At 72.1% G+C, this 18,242-nt stretch carries 12 protein-coding genes and 1 pseudogene; 7 read left to right on the forward strand and 6 right to left on the reverse strand.

Going from position 1 to position 18,242, the window contains the following annotated elements:
* The 3 genes from IF37_RS39800 to IF37_RS0128585 all read left to right on the forward strand — a co-directional run.
* On the forward strand, nt 1-4,604 hold a 4,604-nt coding region (locus tag IF37_RS39800), incomplete at its 5' end, for a non-ribosomal peptide synthetase (RefSeq protein WP_158727401.1).
* Nucleotides 4,605-4,623: 19 nt separating this feature from the next.
* Complete coding sequence (gene ccrA / locus IF37_RS0128580; RefSeq protein WP_030748667.1) at nt 4,624-5,994, forward strand: crotonyl-CoA carboxylase/reductase; 1,371 nt, start codon at nt 4,624-4,626, stop codon at nt 5,992-5,994.
* 390 nt (nt 5,995-6,384) lie between these two features.
* Nucleotides 6,385-6,870, forward strand: a complete 486-nt coding sequence (locus IF37_RS0128585) for a hypothetical protein (protein WP_158727402.1) — start codon at nt 6,385-6,387, stop codon at nt 6,868-6,870.
* A gap of 449 nt (nt 6,871-7,319) precedes the next feature.
* Here IF37_RS0128585 and IF37_RS0128590 read toward each other — a convergent pair whose 3' ends face one another.
* Both IF37_RS0128590 and IF37_RS0128595 read right to left on the reverse strand, forming a co-directional pair.
* Nucleotides 7,320-8,627 carry an FtsX-like permease family protein gene (locus IF37_RS0128590; protein ID WP_030748673.1) on the reverse strand — a complete coding sequence of 436 codons (1,308 nt, stop codon included), beginning with the start codon at nt 8,625-8,627 and terminating at the stop codon, nt 7,320-7,322.
* 1 nt (nt 8,628) lies between these two features.
* Nucleotides 8,629-9,369, reverse strand: coding sequence for an ABC transporter ATP-binding protein (locus tag IF37_RS0128595; protein ID WP_030748675.1), 741 nt, complete (start codon nt 9,367-9,369; stop codon nt 8,629-8,631).
* A gap of 107 nt (nt 9,370-9,476) precedes the next feature.
* On the opposite strand from IF37_RS0128595, the gene IF37_RS45030 reads away from it, so the two are divergent.
* From IF37_RS45030 to IF37_RS0128610, 3 genes are all read left to right on the forward strand, one after another.
* On the forward strand, nt 9,477-9,803 hold the full coding sequence (locus IF37_RS45030) for a hypothetical protein (protein ID WP_030748678.1): 327 nt from the start codon (nt 9,477-9,479) through the stop codon (nt 9,801-9,803).
* A 284-nt stretch (nt 9,804-10,087) separates the two neighbouring features.
* Complete coding sequence (locus tag IF37_RS0128605; RefSeq protein ID WP_030748681.1) at nt 10,088-10,408, forward strand: hypothetical protein; 321 nt, start codon at nt 10,088-10,090, stop codon at nt 10,406-10,408.
* A 319-nt stretch (nt 10,409-10,727) separates the two neighbouring features.
* On the forward strand, nt 10,728-11,747 hold the full coding sequence (locus tag IF37_RS0128610; protein ID WP_030748684.1) for an alcohol dehydrogenase catalytic domain-containing protein: 1,020 nt from the start codon (nt 10,728-10,730) through the stop codon (nt 11,745-11,747).
* A 609-nt stretch (nt 11,748-12,356) separates the two neighbouring features.
* Here IF37_RS0128610 and IF37_RS0128620 read toward each other — a convergent pair.
* Both IF37_RS0128620 and IF37_RS0128625 read right to left on the reverse strand, forming a co-directional pair.
* Nucleotides 12,357-12,839 carry a MarR family winged helix-turn-helix transcriptional regulator gene (locus IF37_RS0128620; RefSeq protein ID WP_037857224.1) on the reverse strand — a complete coding sequence of 161 codons (483 nt, stop codon included), beginning with the start codon at nt 12,837-12,839 and terminating at the stop codon, nt 12,357-12,359.
* A gap of 552 nt (nt 12,840-13,391) precedes the next feature.
* Nucleotides 13,392-14,237, reverse strand: coding sequence for an alpha/beta fold hydrolase (locus tag IF37_RS0128625; protein WP_030748690.1), 846 nt, complete (start codon nt 14,235-14,237; stop codon nt 13,392-13,394).
* 1,658 nt (nt 14,238-15,895) lie between these two features.
* Here IF37_RS0128625 and IF37_RS0128635 point away from each other — a divergent pair.
* A pseudogene (locus tag IF37_RS0128635) lies at nt 15,896-16,316 on the forward strand (FAD-dependent oxidoreductase); the annotation flags it as partial.
* Here the strand turns inward: IF37_RS0128635 and IF37_RS39805 are convergent.
* Nucleotides 16,309-16,863, reverse strand: coding sequence for a DUF305 domain-containing protein (locus tag IF37_RS39805; RefSeq protein ID WP_052845411.1), 555 nt, complete (start codon nt 16,861-16,863; stop codon nt 16,309-16,311). The pseudogene IF37_RS0128635 and the gene IF37_RS39805 overlap by 8 nt on opposite strands.
* A complete protein-coding gene (locus tag IF37_RS0128645; protein ID WP_030748704.1) occupies nt 16,839-18,209 on the reverse strand; it encodes a DUF1996 domain-containing protein in 1,371 nt (456 codons plus the stop codon). The genes IF37_RS39805 and IF37_RS0128645 overlap by 25 nt, the downstream gene beginning before the upstream one ends.
* Nucleotides 18,210-18,242 lie beyond the last annotated feature (33 nt).

Genomic DNA, 18,242 nt, shown 5'->3' on the forward strand with positions numbered 1-18,242 from the left:
CTGCGGGCCGAGCGGCCGCCGGACCCGCCCCCGCCGCCGCACCGCCCGGGACCGCCCTGCCCGCCACGACCGGTCCGGACCTGCGGACGGCGCTGGTGCGCGCGGCCGCCGAGGTGCTCGGCATGCCCGAGTCGGCGGTCGACGTCGGCGAGCCCCTCCAGCACCTGGGCATCGACTCCCTGATGGCCCTCCAGTTGCGCGACGGCCTCGCCGCCCGGTGCGGGGTCTCGGTGCCCCTGGCCTCCCTCCTGGACGGCCACAGCCTGGCCGCTCTGGCGGACGAGGTCGCCGCAGCCACGGCCCCGTCGCCGCGCAGCGCGGCAGCGCCGACCGCGGGGATGCCGGCGGACCGGGCGGCGGCGCCGGGCGAAGCGACGCCGGCGGCCCCGCCCCCGGCACCGCTCCCGCCCGAGCCCCGGACAGCGCCCGGACCCACCGCGCCCGTTCCCGCCGCGCCCGTCCGGTCCGCGCCCGTTCCCGCCGCGCCCGTTTCTGCCGCGCCCGCCCCGTCCGCGCCTGTTCCCGCAGCATCCGTCCGGTCCGCGCCTGTTCCCGCCGCGCCCGAGGCGTCCGCGCCCGAGGCGTCCGCGCCCGAGGCGTCCGCACACGACCCGTTCCCGCTCACCGATCTCCAGGAGGCGTACCGGCTCGGCAGGACCGACGCGTTCGAACTGGGCGGCACGTCGACCCACCTGTACACCGAGGTCGACGTCACCGACCTCGACCTGCCCCGCTTCGAGCGGGCGCTGCACACCCTGGTCGAGAGGCACGGCATGCTGCGCGCCGTCATGCTGCCGGAGGGCGGGCAGCGTGTCCTGCCCGAGGTCCCCCACTACCGCATCGCGGTCACCGATCTGCGGGACTGCACCGCGGCCGAACGCGAACGGGCGCTTCGCGAGTCGCACGAGACCTTGCGGGAGCAGGTGCTCGACTGCGCCCGGTGGCCGCTGTTCGACGTCCGCGCGACACTCGTGGACGAGCACCGCACCCGGCTGCACCTGGGCTTCGACGGGCTGGTGGTCGACGCGCGCAGCACCTCCCTGCTCTTCGAGGAGTGGGCCACGCTCTACCAGGAGCCCGGCCGTCCGCTGCCGCCCCTGAGCCTCACCTACCGCGACTACGTCCTCGCCACGGCAGCGACCGGAACCGGCCCGGTCCACGAGGAAGCGCGGCGGTACTGGCAGGAACGTCTGCCCACGCTGCCGCCCGCACCCGAACTGCCCCTGGTGCGACCGGCCGGGCCGCGAGCGGGCGCGGTGTTCACCCACCGGACCGCGCGCGTGTCCGCCGAACAGTGGGCGGCCTTCCGGCGAAACGCCGCGGCCGCCTCCGTCACGCCGTCGGCGGCGCTGTGCACCGCCTACGCCCAGATACTCGCGGAGTGGAGCGCTACCGAGCGCTTCACCCTCACGCTGCTGTTCCTCAACCGGAGCCCCGTCCATCCCGATGTGCGCGACATCGTCGGCAACTGCAGCAGCACGGTGCTGCTGGAGACCGACAACCGCGCGGCCGACCCGTTCGCGGTGCGAGCACGACGCCTCCAGGGGCAGCTCGCGCGCGATCTGGAGCACAGCCAGGTCAGCGGTGTCGAGGTGCTGCGCCGGCTCAACGCCTCCCGGGGGGCCTCGGGCCGCGCCACGCTGCCCTTCGTGTTCGCGAGCGCGCTGGGCGCCCCGGGCGCCGGAGCGGGCCCCGGGCTCTTCGACCACACGGCACCGCTCGCCCGGTGGGGCTCCGGCGGACGGCAGGTGCACGCCTCCGTCCGCACCCCGCAGGTGCTCCTCGACCACCAGGTGGTGGAGGAGGCCGACGGGGTGCGGATCAACTGGGACGTGGTCGAGGCCCGCTTCCCGGCCGGTCTGGTGGACGCCATGTTCGCCGCCTACCAGGAACTCCTCGCGCGACTGTGCCGGGAAGCGGACACCTGGAACCGGCCGGCCGGCACCCACGTCCCGGCCGCCGACCTGGCGGTCCGCGAGCGGGCCAACGCGACCGCGGGCCCGGCTCCGGAAGGGCTGCTGCACGACGCGTTCACACAGTGCGCGGCCGCACAGCCGGAGCGGCTCGCGGTGGTCGCCCCCGACCGCAGCCTCACCTACGGCGAACTGGACCGCCGTACCGACGCCCTCGCCGCCGAGCTGGCGGCGCGTGGCGCGGGTCCGGGCCGGCTGGTGGGCATCTGCGTCGGCAAGGGCTGGGAGCAGATCGTCGCCGTCCTCGCCGTCCTCAAGTCCGGCGCGGCCTACGTGCCGCTGGACCCCGCCGCACCCCCGGAGCGGCTCCGGACGCTGGTGGAACTCACCGGGACGGCCATCGTCCTGACCGGCCCCGGCACACCCGGCGACGCGCTGTGGACCCGGGAGGCCGACCGCGTGGAGGTCGGCCGAACCTACCCGGCGTCCGGCGTCACCCCCGTGCGGGCGGCGGCCGACGACCTGGCCTACGTCATCTTCACCTCGGGATCGACCGGCACGCCCAAGGGCGTCATGGTGGAGCACCGTGCCGCCGTCAACACCGTCCACGACATCGGTGAACGCTTCGGGGTGACGGCGCGGGACCGCGTCCTGGCACTGTCCGCGCTCCACTTCGACCTGTCGGTCTACGACGTCTTCGGCATCCTCGGCAGGGGCGGCACCGTGGTCGTCCCGGAGGCCGACGCGGCGCGCGATCCCGGCCACTGGCTCGAACTGGTGCGAGAGCACCGGATAACGGTCTGGAACAGCGTGCCGGCGCTCATGGACCTGTTCATCGAACACCTGCGGACGCAGGAGCCCACGGTGCTGTCCTCGGTGCGACTGGTGATGCTGAGCGGCGACTGGATCGCGCTCACCCTGCCCGAACGGATCGGCGAGGTGTTCCCCGAGGCCGAGCTGTGGAGCCTGGGAGGAGCGACGGAGGCGGCCATCTGGTCGATCGCGCACCACATCGACCGCGTCGATCCACGATGGGCGAGCATCCCGTACGGACGGCCCCTGCGCAACCAGCACTTCCACGTGCTCGACGACGCGCTGCGGCCCCGGCCGTCGTGGGTGCCGGGGGCCCTGCACATCGCCGGGCGCGGGCTCGCCCGCGGTTACCTCGGAAGCGAGGAGCTGACCCGGGCCGCGTTCGTCACCCACCCCCTCACCGGCGTACGTCTGTACCGCACCGGCGACGTGGGACGGTACCTGCCCGACGGCACCATCGAACTCCTGGGGCGGGAGGACCACCAGGTCAAGATCGCCGGCTACCGCATCGAACCGGGCGAGGTGGAGTCCGCGCTGACCCGGCTGCCCGGCGTCCGGCAGGCCGTGGCCGCCGCCGCGGACGGCCCCGGGGGCACGCGGCGGCTGGTCGCGTACACCGTCCTGGACGACGACGCGGACGTGGACCCGACCCCCGGGGCGATGCGGCAGCATCTGCGCGCGATCCTTCCCGAGGCCCTGGTGCCCCGGGAACTGATCGTCGTCGACCGGATGCCGCTGACGCCCAACGGCAAGATCGACCGGCCGGCGCTGGCGGCCGCCCACCGCGCATCGGCCGGCCGGACACCCCCGGCCGAACCGTCGAACGCGTTCGAGCGCGCCCTGCTGGAGCTGTGGGCCTCTCAGTTCGCGCCGCGGCCGGTGGGAGTCCGGGACGACTTCTTCGACCTCGGCGGCGACTCACTGCTGGCCGTACGGCTGATGGGGCAGGTGCGCGCACGCTTCGGCGTGTCCCTGCCGGTCTCCCAGTTCTTCCGCACGCCGACCATCGCCGGGCTGGCCGAGGCCCTGTCCACCGCGGGGGCGGACGACGTCCGAACGGCCCTGGTACCCATCCGCGCGGACGGCGACCGCCCACCGCTCTTCCTGGTCCACCCGGTCGGCGGTGATGTGCTGGGCTACGCGCCGCTCGCCGAACTCCTCGGCCCCGAGCAGCCCTGTTACGCCCTCCAGACCCCGCAGGACGGCACGCCCTGCGACACCGTCCCGCAGCTTGCCGCCCACTACGCGGAGGTCGTGCGGAAGACGGCGGGAGAGGGCCCCTGCCGGCTCGCCGGTTGGTCGATGGGCGCCGTGGTGGCGGTGGAAGTGGCCCGGCGGCTGGCCGAAGAGGGCTGCCGAGCGGACCTGGTGACGCTCATCGACCCACCGCTTCCCGGCACGGGCGGGGACGCGCCCGACGAGGCCGCCCTGCTCGCCTGGCTCGGCAGGGACCTGGCCGGGCTCGCCGGGGAGCGCTGGCAGCCCGACGCGGCGGAGTTCCGCCGCGCCGAGGGCCCCGCGCGGCTGGCGCTCTTCCACCGGCGCGCGGTGGAGGCGGGCGCCCTGCCCGCGGACACCGACCTCCACGACCTGGAAGGGATCGTGGCCCGGTTCGGCCGGAACGCCCGTGCCCTGGCGGCCCACGACCCCTCCCCGGCCGACCTGCCCGCCCTGCTGGTCCTCGCCGACGACGGCAGCTCCGCGCACGGCGAAGCGGCCCGCCGGTGGTCCGCGGAACTGCTGCCCGGCTGCCGTCGGGTGAGCGTGCCCGGCGACCACTACAGCATCATGCGCCGGCCCGCGGTGGAGCGGCTGGCCGCGCTTCTGCGGGACGCCCTGGCGGCCGGTCCGGCCGACGACCGCGGCCGCACCGCCTGACCCGAAGGAGAGATGACTCATGGACGCACTGATGCGGGCCGTCCTGGCCGACGCACCCCCCGAGGTTCTCGCGCGGACCCCGCTGCCGCCCGTCTACCGGGCCGCCCACCTGCGTGCCGAGGACGTCGGCATGTTCGCCGGCCGAAGCGACAAGGACGTACGCGAATCCCTGCGCGTCGGGGACGTGCCGATGCCGGACCTCGCACCGGACGAGGTGCTGGTGGCCATGATGGCGAGCTCCATCAACTACAACACGGTGTGGTCCGCCACCTTCGAGCCGATGCCGACCTTCACCTTCCTGCGGCGCCTCGGCAGGCAGGGCGGCTTCGCGGCACGACACGACCAGCCGTACCACGTGATCGGCTCCGACGGCTCGGGCATCGTCGTCCGCGTCGGGGCGGCGGTCCGACGGTGGAAGATCGGCGACCGGGTGGTGCTGAGCGGCGCCTACGTGGACGACCAGGACCCCGCCACACACAGCGACAGCATGCTCAGCGGCACCCAGCTCGCCTGGGGGTTCGAGACCAACTTCGGCGGGCTCGCCCACTACGGCGTCCTGCGGGCCAGCCAGTTGCTTCCCAAACCGGCCCACCTCACCTGGGAGGAAGCCGCCTCGATCACGCTGTGCGCCGGCACGTCCTACCGGATGCTGGTCGGGGAGCACGGCGCACGCATCAAGCAGGGGGACGTCGTTCTGGTCTGGGGCGCGACCGGCGGCCTCGGCCTCTACGCCATGCAACTCGTCAAGAACGGCGGGGGCGTCCCCGTCGGGGTCGTGGGCTCCGAGCACAAGGCCGGGATCCTGCGGCAGCTCGGCTTCGACTTCGTCATCAACCGGCAGGAGATCGGCCTCGACGGATCGGGCGGGGAATCGATCGCCGAGGCGGGCAAGCGGCTCGGCCGCCGCATCCGCCAGGAGGTGGGGGAGGACCCGCACGTGGTCTTCGACCCCATCGGCCGCTCGACCTTCGGGCTGTCCGTCTTCGTGGCCCGGCGCGGAGGAGCCGTCGTCACCTGCGGCTCCAGCACGGGGTACCTGCACGAGTTCGACAACCGCTACCTCTGGATGCACCTCAAGCGCATCATCGGCAGTCATGTGGCCAACCTCCAGGAGAAGGCCGAGTGCATCCGCCTGTTCGACCTCGGGCACCTGATGCCGATGGTGTCCTCCGTCCATCCGCTGGACGAGGTCGCGGAAGCTGCCAGGACGGTGCAGCTGAACGAGCACGTCGGCAAGGCCGCCGTCCTGTGCATGGCCCCACGCCCGGGACTCGGCGTCACCGATCCCGGCCGCCGCGCCGGCATCGGCGAGGACCGCCTCGACCCCTTCGGGACGATCCCGAGGAACGTGGACCCGGCGCCCGTGCTCACCAGTACGGCGAGCGTGTGACGCCCGCCGCCGTCCGCGCGATGGGGAGGAACCGGCCGAGCGGATCACCTACCACGGGCTCCGGGAGTACGGCGCTCACCCGCGCCCACCACCAGACCGCGCACACGTGCCCCGGCCGGTACACACACCGGGAAGGACGATCACCCGTTCCACCACCGCACCGGATCAGCACGAGCGCGCGCACCCGACGGCTGCCCCACCGCCGCCGGACTCACCCGCACAGACCCGACTCCGCTTGGAAACCTCAGTAGTTGATGCACACACGGATCGACATACGTTTGCCGGAAGTCGGCTACGCTCAACACCGCAATCGGCCTGTACCGGGTCCCACAAGCGGGACGATCGGTTCTGGGCGTCGTATCTCGACGTGCGAAAGAAATGGGAGATCACATGGTGTTGCGGAGCAGTGCACGACGAACGGTGCTGGGCGCGGCCGGAGCGGGGCTCGCCCTGGCCGCGGTGGTTGCCACTTCCGGAAGTGCCTCGGCGACTATCGGTACGGGTCACATCGAACTGTGCTCGAACGGGAACTACGCCTCCTACCTCAAGTGGTACGACGAGGACTACCAGCCGCAGGGCCGTAGCGCCACGGTGGCCAGGGGCACCTGCCAGACCTTCGCGGTCCCGGCGCACAACATCCTGGCGGAGCTTTACGGTATCTGGAACACTCACCCGGACCAGAGCTTCTTCGCCGGCGGCACCGACGTGTCGACGGACTCCCCCGCCACCCTGATCCGTGCCACGGGCACCACCACCAACCCGTCGTTCACGGTGCAGACGTGGGGCACCGACCCCACGCCGCCCGCGCCCATGCCGCGCGCAAGCAGCTGCGACCCCGTCAACTGCCAGCCGCCGGGGGACCCCATTCCCCGGTGATCTGACGGAGGAATCCGTCAGCGGCCACAAGCCGACACCAGCGGGCACCGGGAGGCATACCTCTCCCCCGCACAATCAGCCCGGGTACACGTCTCACAGACGTCCGGTATGACATTGGTGCACGTCAGTTGTGGTGACGTGCACCAATGTCATGCCTTACGAGAGACTCAGTTGTTCTGCGTCACGCGGTAAGTGACCACCAGCAGGGAGAACTTTCCCCTGTGCAGGCTGAGGAGGACGTAGCACGTGTCTCCCGTTGCGCGGGAAGGCGACAGACGACGCCACCGCTGCCATGAGGTCCCTCCACCTGGCCCCAACGTCCTCGACCGCTGATCCCGCCGGGTTCGCGGGGCGCGACGCCGAAGCTTGTCCTTCGTGCGGTCAGCAGGCACCTCGGCGCGTGTGGCCGGAACGGTGCGCGCCCGGCATTGTCCGCCGAGGGTAGCACCTCATTCCGCGGCGAGCGTGCGTACGACGTTCCTGCGTAGGGCCAAGTGCGCCGACAGCACTACAGCGCACAGGATCAGGACGAGCCCCGCCATCGCGACCACGGCGACCGCGCCGAGCCCGAACGAAGGCGGTACGTGCAGTGCCCAGGCACCGGCGAGGCCGGTGGCGATCACGGTCGGAACGGCGAGGATGGTGGCCGTGACCGCGTACATCACCGCTTCGGCGACGGCGGCAGCCACCACCGTAGTGGGCGTTCCACCGCCCACGAGGAGAAGAGCAACCTCGTGATTGCGCTGTCGGCCCGCCATGAACAGGGTGACTGTCGCCCCCGTCAGGGACAGCGCGACCGGCCCTCCCAGAAGCAGCACGACCCCCCCGGCCGAAAGGGTGTCTCCGCTCGACGCCGTGGACTGCGAGGCGTAGAGACCTCCAGCCAGGGACATGGCCAGGACGAGGGGATTGATGACCGCCGCGCTCTGGGTGGCGCGGTGCACAGTGGCTTGACGGGCCACGTGCCACCAGCTGGACAGCGACGCGGGGACGACTGCGGTCCAGGCACGCAGCAGTGGTGCCATGAACACCGGGCTGAGGGCGGACAGGACTGCCGCGCTCAACGGCCCGATGAGCATGAGCGGCGTCGCCGCCTCGTCGGGATCCTTACCGGGCAGGCCGATGATGACGCTGAACAGGACGAGGACGAGTGCGGAGCTGGTGATCCAGCGCGCCGCGCTCATTCCCCGGCTGGGCAACTCAGGATCGCGCAAGGCCTGAACGGCGGGTGTCCGGCCGGCGCGGCGGGCACCGCGCGTACCCCCGACGAGTACCGTGAGCAGGACGTAGGCAATGACCGCCATGGCCGCGGCCGGGCTGTAGACGGGCGTCAGGTCGCGCAGCTGGGGAACGTCGGCGAAGCAGAACGCGAACATCGGCCTCAACAGGGGTATTGCGATCACGGACCCGGCGGCAGCGCCGAGGAGAGCCATGAGAGCGATCTGTACCTGTACCACCGTACGGACTTGATCCGGCCCGAGGCCGACCAACTGCCACAAGGCGTAGGAGCGCTGGTGCAGAGCAACGGCCAGATTGGTGACCGAGCCGAGGACGACCACCGTCGACACCGCTGCGAAGAGGATCACCGTGCCGCTGATCCCGTACAGGGCCAGACCCGCGGTGCCACCCACTGCCAGGGCGGTCTGGATGTCGCAGGCGACGACTGCGCCGACGACGGCGGCCACGGTGGCGACCAGTGCGGCCCCCACCCAGATCCGCAGGTTTTCGATGAGATCGCCGAGGACCAGTCTCAACACCTCAGGCCGCCCTGACTTCGCGGTGTGCGACGGCGTCGAAGACCTCGGTGGCGCTGGGGTGGTGCAACTCGCTCTGTACGGCGCCGTCCCTGAGAACCAGGACCCGGTCGGCGCGCGAGGCCGCCTGTAGGTCATGAGTCACCATCATCACCGAGCAGCCGTCGGTCGCGGTGTCCCTCAGTAGATTCAGGACCTGCGTTCCTGCCTCGGTGTCCAGCGCTCCGGTCGGTTCGTCGGCGAACACGACGTCGGGGCGCACGGCGAGGACCCGAGCAATGGCAACCCGCTGCTGTTGGCCGCCGGACAGCGTTGCGGGCTTCTGCCGGGCCTGCGTGTCCAGGCCGACCGCTGCCAGGGCCGCGTCGATCGTGCTCTGGTCGGCCTTGCGGCGGGCGAGACGAGCGGGAAGCGCCACGTTCTCCCATGCCGTGAGCGAGGGAATCAGGTTGTAGGACTGGAAAACGAAGCCGATGTGATCCCGTCGCAGCCGGGCCTGAGCTTTCCGGTCGAGGCGGGCCAGGTCCTGACCGAGCAGGCTGACCCTCCCCTCCGTGGGCAGCTCCAGTCCGGCCATGCAATACAGCAGAGTGGACTTCCCGGAGCCGCTGGGACCGACGATGGCGACGAACTCGCCACGGGCGACGTCGATCGAGATGCCCTTCAGCACCGTGGCCGGAGTCTGATCGGGGCCCGCAGGCAGCACCTTGGTGAGGCCTCGTACTTCGAGGAGATTGTCGCTCATGACTGTGATCCTGACAGGCGAAAGGTGTGAGTACGTCATTCCGCAGTGCCTCGTGTCTCCATCCGGCGACCGATCATCACGTATTTCGCCATGAAGGAGAACGGACGGTGCCTACGAACAAGAGGGCGGCTGCCGCCCCATCGGCCGTGGCGCTGCTGTTCGGCCTGCTGACCTGGGTCGCCGCCCCGGCGGTCAACGCCGCGGACGGCGGCGGCAACGAGAACGGCGGCACCGTGCGTACCGGGTTCGGGAAGGCACACACGTGTGGAGGCTACACGGAGGGTGCACACCAGGGCGAGTTCGTTGCCGCCGCCGGAGGTGAGCCCGTCGATGGCCGCGGGATGGTCTCGAGCAGACTGAGTCGGTCCTGGGAGAGCAGAACAAACGCCGGGCCTGTAACGGGCGGGCCGGCCAGGGCGCTCGACAGCAGGTGATCCCGGCAGCGTCGGTGTAGCAGGCGCCGGCGCCCTCCTCCTGGGATCATGGAGCTGGTGGTGTGACCGCAGCGCGCGGACAAGCGCGGGTGCGAATTCACGGCCGGCCGAGGGCGCCCCCCGGCCGAGGGCCCCCGGCCGTGCCGACGCCGTTCGAGGATCGGAACGCACACGTGTCATCTCGCCGCCGCGGTGCGTTAGGTCGCATGACAGATGGCCGGAGGGCGCGCGGAATGCCATGCTGGTCAGACGGCCGCGAGTCTCCACAGGAAGGTGTGCACGTCATGTCACTGGAGCGGATGACCAACCGCCGCTATTTCGTCGACTTCGGCCGGCTGACGCTGGAGGAGGAGTACGAGTCCGACGAGCGGATGACCTTCAGGGTCATCAAGGGTGGGGGCCTGGTACCGGACGGCTACGTCGAGACCGTGACCCTCACCACGGCCGAGATCCGGCCCGAGCTCCTCCTCGTGTCCTGGAAGGAGAAGTCCGGGGCCGTCATCGTCGAGGTCTGGGACTTCGAGCGATGGGAGATCCACGGGCGCTTCACCCTGCCGGACGGCACCCCGCTCGCCGTCACCGGCACGATGAAGCAGCTCGACTGACAAGTACCGCCCGCTCCGGCCGACCGTGCGCCGGGCGGCCCGGGGCGCTGCCGACCGCGCCGGGCGACGCACACCTGGGGCTCTGGCCAGAACGCGCCCTATGTCGTCCGGGCGGATCGAATTGCCGTGCGCTGTCGTGCCGTGCGCTGTCGGCGTCCGCCCGGTCGTCCCAGGGCACGAGTGGCCCTTCTGTTTCCCCGGCTCTGCCCGTTGAGCGCTTCCGTTGCGGCCCTGCCGAAGGGCCGGGCGCCCGCCGCCCCGTTGAGCGCTGCCCGCTCGCCATGGGTCCGGCTTCTCCATTCTCGCAGGAGGTTCTGTCATGACGTCAGCTCGAGCGGTCCTGGTGGACCAGCCCGCAGGTGCGCTCCGTATGGGCCGGCGCGACGTCCCCGATCCCGGGCCCTTCCAGGTTCGTGTCGCGGTCGAGGCATGCGGTGTGTGCCACACCGACTCCCTGATGGTCGGCGGCCACATGGCCGGCCTCACCTTCCCGGTGACCCCTGGGCACGAGATCGCCGGCCGTGTCGACGCGGTGGGTGAGCACGTGGCCGGCTGGGAGGTGGGTGACCGGGTCACCGTGGGCTGGTTCGGCGGCCACTGCGGGCACTGCCGGTTCTGCCGGCGGGGCGACTTCATCCACTGTACCGAGCTACAGGTTCCCAGCGTGGCCTACCCCGGCGGTTACGCGGACGCCGTGGTGGTGCCCGCGAGCGCGCTGGCCCGCATCCCCGACGACCTGAGCGCGGTGCACGCCGCACCCCTGGCCTGTGCCGGTGTCACCACCTTCAACGGACTGCGCCGCTCCGGCGCCGGGCCGGGGGACCTCGTGGCCGTTCTCGGTCTGGGCGGCCTGGGCCACCTGGGGGTGCAGTTCGCGGTCAGGATGGGCTTCGAGACGGTCGTCATCGCGCGGGGCGAGGAGAAGCGCGCACTTGCCGCGGAGCTGGGCGCCCACCACTACATCGACTCCACGGCCGAGGAGACGAGCCCGGCCCTGCAAGCTCTCGGCGGCGCCCGTACGGTACTCGCCACCGCCGGGAACTCGGACACCATGGCCGCGACCGTGGACGGGCTCCGACCCGGCGGCCGGCTCGTGGTGCTGGGCGTCGACACCGAACCCATGCGGATCGGTCCCCTGCAACTGATCGACAAGACCAAGAGCGTGCACGGCATTCCGAGCGGTACCTCCGCCGACACGGAGGACACGCTGCGGTTCGCCGCCCTGACCGGCGTACGCCCGTATATCGAGGAGATGCCCCTCGACCGGGCGGCCGACGCCTACGCGCGCATGATGGCCAACCAGGCACGCTTCCGGATGGTCCTCACCACAGGAGTGTGACCCGCCCGACCGTCCGGCCACGACGCACCCGGATGCCGCCGGGCCACGCGGTCACCCGCCCGGCGCCCTGGACCGTGCGGGCCGTGGCGCCGCGTTCGGCAGCGGCACACGTGTCACGACCATGCGAGGAATCGACGCGCACTGGGACACGTCCGGTGCTGCGGCGTGGAGCGTGGCGGTCCTGTCGCGGCCTCGGCGGCGGATCTGCGGTCGCCGCCCCGCCGAGCCCGCTGGGAACGTACGACGCCGTGGCGACCGTGGGGGAGCCGCTGACATGTCCGCCGCCGGCAGGCCCGAGTCCACGGCGGTGCGGCGGGCTCCCGGCGGCTGTACCGGGAGCCGGACGGGAGGGCGGTGGCCTGCTGGCGGTGGCGGTGTACGGACCCCGGCGACCGACTCGGTGTCATCGACGTCGTCGACTCGGTCGTGCCGCAAGCGCATGGCGGTGCGCGGCGGGGTTACGCGGGGCTGCACGCGCCGGCGTCCATCTCGGTGCCCGGCCGCCGCGTCACCGGTGCCTTCCGGTAGGGGACACGGCCGTTCGGCGCCTGCGGGGGAGCGTGCCCCGGGCCGGGGCTCACGGCCGTCGGCCGTGTGTCAGGACTTGTGTCAGGCTCCGGCCCGGCCCGTGACGTTGGCGGTGAGCCGGCGCAGCAGTTCCTGCGCGGTCTGGATCTCCTCGGAGGTGAGGTTCATGGCGTCCCCGATCGCCGGGGGCACGGTCAGGATGCGCTCGCGCAACGCCGTGCCCTCGGGGGTGAGCGCCACTTCCACCACGCGCTCATCTTCCGTGCGCCGCTGCCGGCGCAGCAGGCCGTTCGCCTCGAGGCGCTTGATGAGCGGGGTGAGAGTGCCGTAGTCGAGCTGCAGGGTGTTCACCAGGTCCTTGACTGGCGCCGTACCGTGCTGCCAGAGCGCCAGCATGACCAGGTACTGGGGGTATGTCAGGCCGACCGCATCGAGCAGGGGCCGGTACGCACTCGTGACCGCTCGTGAGGCCGCGTACAGCGTGAAACACAGGTGGTCCTCCAGGCGCAGAGGAGGCTGCGCGGAGGTGTCCTCCAACGTGGTGCCGCTGTTCTCCGTACGCATTGCCGCGTCTCCCTTCCGGTTCCGTCGGCCGGGGCTCCGCCGAGGTGCCCGCTCCGCACCGATGGACCACACTGTCCAGCGTCCGATTACCTTGTGCGCAATTAAATGACGGCGAGGCTCACTCCATTCCCGGGCCGGGAACCGGGTGGCCCGGCCTGCCACGCGGAAGGAGAACGGTTCTGGAGAGCACAGGGCGTGGGCGCACGCCGATCCCAAGGCCGCCAGGCGAGGTCCCGTCCGCCGGGCCGCCACCGCGCTCGCGGCCGAGAGGGCCGTCGGGCCGCTTCGTGCGCACACCCTCCTGCCCCTGACGCACATACGGGCCGGGCTGCCACCGGGGGCGGCCCCGGCCTCCATGGCCCCAGCCGACGATGGTGTCTGGGCCGCCGGACCGCCTGGGCCGCTCGGACCGCGCGATGACGGAGCGGTGCCGGTGGCCGGGTAGCGCCGCCGTACGGCCGTGCCCGGCCACGCGGTGACCCGCGCGGCCGGGGTTACGGAACGGCGGAGGCCCACCGGACGTTCCGGTGGGCCAGCGCCAGGTCAGCCAGGTCAGCGGGTCGCGCGGGCGGCCTGTTCGATCAGGTGGGTGACGGCGGCCGGCCGGGAGACGGAGACGGCGTGGGAGGCGTTGACCTCGACGGTGTGGGCGTGGGCACGCTCGGCCATGAAGCGCTGGGCGGCCGGCGGGATGTTCTTGTCCTGGGTGGTGACGAGGTCGTAGGACGGGATGGTCTTCCAGGCTGCCGCCGTGGCCTTGTCCGCCAGGGCGGCCGCGGTGACAGGGCGCTGGGTGGCGGCCATGAGGGCGGCGGTCGGCCCCGGGACGTCGGCGGCGAACTGGCCGTGGAACTTGTCGCTCTTGATGTACAGGTCGGTCCCGGTGCCGCCGTCGGGGAGGGGGAAGCTGACGGAGTTGAGGGTCTCGCCGAGCGTGCTGCCGGGGAACTTGTTGGACAGTTCCAGCGCGCTCTCGCCCTTCTCGGGGAGGAAGGCGGCGATGTAGACCAGCGCCTTGACCTGCGGGTCACCGACCGCGGCTTCGCTGATCACCGCACCGCCGTAGGAGTGGCCGACGAGTACGACCGGTCCCTTGACGCTCGCCAGGACACTGTGGATGTACGCCGCGTCGCTGCCGAGTCCCCGCAGCGGGTTGGCGGGCGCGACCACCGGGTAGCCCTCGTGCTCCAGCCGCTTGATGACGCCGTTCCAGCTCGAGGCGTCCGCGAAGGCGCCGTGGACCAGGACGACCGTGGGCTTCTTGTCCGCCGCACGGTGCTCGGCCCGTGCCGCGCTGGCAGGGGTCGTGGCCGCCAGCGTCAGGGCCGAGACCCCGGCGACGGCACCCAGTACGGCGGCGTGCTTGCGGGTGGGGCGGAAGACAGTGCTCAGATCCATGGTGTTGCTCCTTGGCAGTGTGATGTGACGAAAGGTGTCTCCCACGGGCGGTTTCGCCCAGGGTGACATGTGTGACTCCGGCGTGCGATTCCTCGTGCACAAGTTAATCGTGGTCCATTTAATTCCCTGGCATGCCAGGACCGGGCGGTTCCGCAGCGGCCGAGCGGGACCGCAGCCCCGAACCCGCGCCGCTGGTCGCCGTCACGGCGGAGGCCCGCGCTCTCACCGCCGTCCCGCCCGCCCGGCGCACCTTGCACGGCCCGCGCCACCACGCTGGGCCCAGGACACCGGCCTCAAGGCAGGAAGCCCAGGACCTCGCACGCGAACTCGACGTGGTGCTGGAACAGGAAACCGTGTCCCGCCTCCGGGTACACATCGACCAGATCGCTGTCGCCGCCCGCGACCAGTGCGGGCTGCTCGCTCGCGGCGAGTCTGCGCAGCGCGTCCCCGGCACGTCCGAGTGGCGCACCTCGACGGCCGGGAGGAAAGCCATGGTGTCGAGTGCGGTGTCCCGGATGGTGCAGGGAGTGCTGCCGGTGCTCAGAGCCACGCCGGCGTCGTCGAAGGCGATGACATCGCGCCCTGCCGCCTGCGTGTATACCAGCGCCGGGTCCCAGCAGTCGAGCGTGCCGCGGAAGTGCCCGAGGAGGAGCAGCGGAGGCCGGGCGCTCCCGGGGCCGCACCGGCGGCAGGCGCAGGTGATGCCATCGGCCGTCCCGACCGCGCGGTTCGGCGTTTCAACGCACATGTGGGCTCCTGCGCCGGAAGAAGTGCTCACCGGTCCGCGACGAGCACAGGGACGGTATTGAGTCTGGCGCCGCCCCCGGTTTCGGCCATCAGCCATTTGACCGACGCCGTTTTGCCGCCGGATGAAGGGAGCCGCCCCGTGACCGCGGCCCGGCGGCGGGCACGCCGGCCCTCCGCCGCGGTGCCACGGCGGGACCGGTACGAGGCGGGAGCGACGGCGTCCCGAAGAGTGCCCCGCGCCCCGGCCGCTCCGCCGTCCCGGCCGGCCCGGCACCGCCCGGAGCGGCACCCTCGCGTCGGCACGATCAGCGGCTGCCAGGACGACCGGCGGGGTGGGGCCACCTGTCGGGGGTATGTGAGCGAGCGCCCTGCCTGACGAGGAGCGGTGGGAGGGCGCTGTGGCCGGTCACCGGCCGGCGCGCACGCGGTCCCTGACCGTCCGCGATCCCTGACGGCTCGGTGGACCGGGTGTTCGGCCACCACGTCGCGCAGGGCCCGGCGAGCACGGCGGCACCGGGGAAACGGCGAGCGTTTCGGCGAGGGCACCTCGCGGGCGGAAGGACCAGCTGTCGGTCTCCGCCGCCGGCCAGGAGCCGTACGGGCGCGGGGTTCGGCCGGACGGGCGGGCCGTTCGGTTCGTCGGGGAACGCGTAGGGGTACGGGGAGATCCTCACCGGGCCGACCCGCTGCCAGTCGGCCACCTGTTCCCGGAGGAGCGGCGCACCGTCGAGAGGTCGGCGTTCCACGCGGTGCCGGGCGTCGCGGCGGCCGCCCGGACGTTCCCACCGTGCTGCCGCAGGGCGATCCACATGGCGGTGACCTCGGGCGTGTACGAGTGGGGGGGCGCCCGCAAACGAGCCGGGCACACCCTTGTCCGTCGCGGAGGGACGAGGCACCAACGTGTCTACGGCTGGGACGAGGGTTCGCGTGGCCTCGTCGCCGAGGCCGACGGCGCGCTCGTCCCGCGGCGCATCCACGGCCTGCCGGTCGGACACCGCTGGGACCGCGTCCCCGGTGTGGCCCTGCTCGGCGACGCGGCCCACCTGATGTCCCCCTTCGCCAGCGGGGGCGCCAACCTGGCGATGGGGGGAGGCGCCGAACTCGCCGAGGCCGTCGACGCCCGCCCGGGCGACCCGGAGGCGGCCCTCGCCGCGTGCGGGGAGGCCCTCTTCCTCCCGCAGCGAGGCGTCCGCCGCCCAGTCCGCCGTCAGCCTGGAGAAGGTGTTCGGCGAGAAGGGACGGGAACGGATGATCGAGTTCTTCACGTCCGTGCGTGACGGTGGCTCCCTCCTTGCCCGACGGCGACGGCCGGGCGCCGGCGGCCTCACGTGACCGCGTCGAGGCGGGTGATCTGCCGGGCCACGCTCCTCTCGATGACGGCGGCGAGGTCCTTCGCCCGCTCGGCGCTCCCTGACGTGCGTTCACTCGCGCACAGCATGCGGACCTGGACCAGATGGGCCCGCAGACTCTCGGTGAAGAGGCGGTCGAAGCTCTCCCCCGTCACCGTCCTCGCCCTGCGCACCGTGTCGAGCGTGACCATGCCCGGCATGTTGTGCCCCTCGTGGGGACGGGTGTCGGGAACACCCGAGTCCTCCAACAGCTCGCGCAGGTCGACGAGTTCGTCCTTCAATCTCCTTCCTGCCTCCTCGGCCCAGCCGGCCAGGGCCGGGCGACCGGCGCGGGCGGGCACCAAGTCGGTGAGCAGCGAGGCTCGTTCGTCCATGGGGATCATCAACTGGATCCATGCCGTGTCGGTGTCGTTGAAGGTGGCGGGCGCGGGCCTGCCGGCCGACGGCTGCGGGGTGCAGCCGGCGACCGACAGGCCCAGGAGCAGGGCGGCCGCCGTCCGCCGGGTCAGAACGTTCCGGCGGAGTTGCACTTGGCGCTCTGCACGATGCAGTCCTTCACGCGTTGCCCGAGGGCCGCGGTGTCCCAGGCGTTGAAGAAGTCACCGTGGATGGACGAGGCCATGCCCGACGCCAGGCTGAACCCGTCGGCGCTCCCGCTGGTCGGGTAGCTGATGACGAACGACACCGAGGGGATGGCGACCGGATAGGCGCCGCTGCACTTGCCGTCGTAGGTGAAGGCGACGTGCGACTTGTGGTCCGGGCTGTCGAGGTGCCTGCCGTCCCAGCAGTCCGGGAAGACCAGCTGGTACACCAGCTTGGCGGTGGGGGCGCACAGCGGCCAGTTGCCGTCGGCGCTGCGGCCGGTCTCGCCGCCGGGTCCGGCGCACCAGAACTGGTTGGGCGAGCCGGCCGGGGTGGCCACCTGCAACTTGGCGTCGCCCGCGATCATGCGGAAGCCCTGTGGGAAGGGCACGGTCGCCGTGGGGTCGGGCAGCCGCGACCCGTAGTAGACGATCATCCCGTCGGGTTCGACCGCCTTGCCGCGCTCGTAGAGTGTGGGGATCCAGTACGCCGAGAGGTCCTTGGCGGGTGTGCAGGTCGTGCCCGTGTTGCCCAGCAGGCTCTGGGTGGTGGTGAATGCGTCGGTGCTCCTGTTGCCGAAGAAGCTGTGCATGTGGGACGCGCCGGGCAGGCCCGGAGCGACGATCGGGTCGTCGGGTTTGGAGTGGCTGTAGGTGCAGGTGGCGTTGAACTCGGGGACGCGCACGGCGTTGGCGGGCACCGGCGCCGGAGTCATCGCCCGGAACTGGCTCAGCTGGGCCTGCCACTTGGTCTGGTCGACGTCGACCCAGCCCGGCGCGGGCTCGTCGCCGCCGCTGAGGAACGAGAACCAGTCGATGTTGACGAAGTCGCCGGGCGTGGTGCTGCGCAGCACCGCGAACACGGTCTGGGCGCCGGTCGGGTGGGTGATGACGTCGGCGCTGCGCGTCGCCCAGGTCTGCCAGCCCCCGGTGGGGCCGGTCTGGATCACGGCGAGCAGGGGGCCGGTCAGGGAACCGGTGCGCAGTTCGACGGACCCGCTGCCCGTGGCGGCGGCGATGCGCGCCGACACCGTCAGGCGGCCGGCGGGCCCGAGGTCGACCTGGTCGAAGCGCATCCAGTCGCCGTCGGCGAGGTAGGCGGCGTTCTGCCCGCCGCCCGTGTCGGCGGTCGTCTCCAGGGCGACGCCGGACTGCGCCGCGTAGGACGCGGCCGGGACGGTGACGGTGGCGGCCCGCGCTGCGGGGGCGCCGAAGGTGATGCCGAGGGCGGCGGCCAGGGCGATCGCCAGGGCACCGACCAGCACGGGATAGAGGTGTAAGGGGTGTCTGCGCATGTCACTTCCTCATCGGAGGGGGTGGGGCGTGGT

This window comes from Streptomyces sp. NRRL S-31, assembly GCF_000718775.1.
In the GTDB taxonomy this organism is placed as follows: Bacteria; Actinomycetota; Actinomycetes; order Streptomycetales; family Streptomycetaceae; genus Streptomyces.

What these genes read in the sequence shown, in the direction of transcription:
- IF37_RS0128645 (WP_030748704.1), bottom strand. Translation starts at nt 18,209, where the DNA reads ATGCGCAGACACCCCTTACACCTCTATCCCGTGCTGGTCGGTGCCCTG.
- IF37_RS0128625 (WP_030748690.1), bottom strand. Translation starts at nt 14,237, where the DNA reads ATGGATCTGAGCACTGTCTTCCGCCCCACCCGCAAGCACGCCGCCGTA.
- ccrA (WP_030748667.1), top strand. Translation starts at nt 4,624, where the DNA reads ATGGACGCACTGATGCGGGCCGTCCTGGCCGACGCACCCCCCGAGGTT.
- IF37_RS0128595 (WP_030748675.1), bottom strand. Translation starts at nt 9,369, where the DNA reads ATGAGCGACAATCTCCTCGAAGTACGAGGCCTCACCAAGGTGCTGCCT.
- IF37_RS0128605 (WP_030748681.1), top strand. Translation starts at nt 10,088, where the DNA reads ATGTCACTGGAGCGGATGACCAACCGCCGCTATTTCGTCGACTTCGGC.
- IF37_RS0128610 (WP_030748684.1), top strand. Translation starts at nt 10,728, where the DNA reads ATGACGTCAGCTCGAGCGGTCCTGGTGGACCAGCCCGCAGGTGCGCTC.
- IF37_RS0128620 (WP_037857224.1), bottom strand. Translation starts at nt 12,839, where the DNA reads ATGCGTACGGAGAACAGCGGCACCACGTTGGAGGACACCTCCGCGCAG.
- IF37_RS0128585 (WP_158727402.1), top strand. Translation starts at nt 6,385, where the DNA reads ATGGTGTTGCGGAGCAGTGCACGACGAACGGTGCTGGGCGCGGCCGGA.